General features: G+C 62.8%; 2 protein-coding genes. Both read left to right on the top strand.

The features are described from left to right. Nucleotides 1-393 precede the first annotated feature (393 nt). Nucleotides 394-648: a hypothetical protein gene (locus G3480_RS26755; protein WP_164657226.1), complete on the top strand. Its 255-nt coding sequence runs from the start codon at nucleotides 394-396 to the stop codon at nucleotides 646-648. After that, nucleotides 632-1,093, top strand: a complete 462-nt coding sequence (locus tag G3480_RS26750; protein ID WP_164657225.1) for a putative toxin-antitoxin system toxin component, PIN family — start codon at nucleotides 632-634, stop codon at nucleotides 1,091-1,093. The genes G3480_RS26755 and G3480_RS26750 overlap by 17 nt, the downstream gene beginning before the upstream one ends. The last annotated feature ends 131 nt before the right edge of the window (nucleotides 1,094-1,224 follow it).

The raw sequence follows: 1,224 nt of genomic DNA, 5'->3' as shown, positions 1-1,224 counted from the left end.
CGCCCGGCATCGGGCGAACCGCTGTTGTCGCTCACGCTATTACGCGAATTTTTCTCAGAATAATTTCCGCTAGACCTACCAGTTTCCGCCACCGCTGTTGTCGAGGCGTGTTAGCCACGACGATGCCCGTCTTGGGCCTTCGTTATGGCAGCAACCGGCCAGGAGCGGTCATCGGCGTTCCGTGGCGAGCTGGCTAGAAAGGAGTCATAAGCGGACGCTGAAATTGCCCACCTATCCTGATGCCGGGTGTTTTTCCTCTACGCCTGGGCGAAGACCGGGACGGGCCGATCTCAAGCGAGCGAATGGTGGTGCGTCGCCTATTTTACTCCGCCGGCATCGCAAAACTTGCCGTAAACTTGAGAGATTGAGCACGCCATAACGATGAACCGGGAAATGACCGACATCAAAATCGAGCCCGACGGACTGCTGATCCCCCCTCAGTACATCGATGGACTGGGGCCGACCGCGATCGTTCGCCGCATCAAAGGGGGCCTCATCGTGGAGTCGCGGGATCAAGCCCAGGCACGCGAAGAACTCCGAGCGTTGGTCGAGCGCATCCGGGCGGCAGTCAAGTCGGACGCGCCCAGCGACGCGGAGATTGGAGCCATCGTCGACGAGGCTCGTACCGAGCGTGCGCGTCGTCGTTGACACCAACGTCTTCGTCTCCGGACTGATCAATCCGCGCGGGGCGCCCGGCGCCGTCGATGCGGTGATCGAAGGCAGAATCACCCCTGTCTTCAGCAGCGAGACCCTGGCTGAGCTGCAGGACGTGCTTGCTCGTCCACGGCTCCAACGCTTCCTTAGAAAGCGTCCATCAACAACTTCCCCCCTTTCGCAAAGGGGGGCCAGGGGGGATTTCGGGCGGGATCGCTCGCATCGGGAAATAATTGATGGGCGCTCTCTTAGCCGCGCTGCGATCCGGCCAGAAGCCCTGCTTGCACGGCTTGACTTGATCGCAGATCTGGTCACGCCTGGGACCGTCGCCGAGCACATTCGGGACCCCAAGGACGCACCGTTCGTCGCCCTGGCGACTACCCGGCCGGCGCCGGATCTCATCGTCACCGGCGACTCCGATTTCGAGCGCGACCGCTAGGGAGGCGTCCCGGTGGTTTCCGCCTCAATGCTGGCAGCGGTCCTGGCGAACCACCAGGGCCGCATCCCCTGACACCCGCGGCACGACGAATGGCGGAAAAAGCTGGCGGACGTCATCCGGCGCCGGGTCCG

Source organism: Thiorhodococcus mannitoliphagus (genome assembly GCF_010915725.1).
GTDB classification, from domain to species: domain Bacteria; phylum Pseudomonadota; class Gammaproteobacteria; order Chromatiales; family Chromatiaceae; genus Thiorhodococcus; species Thiorhodococcus mannitoliphagus.
Note: the sequence above shows the minus strand (reverse complement) of the source record. Positions and strands in the feature narration are given on the sequence as shown.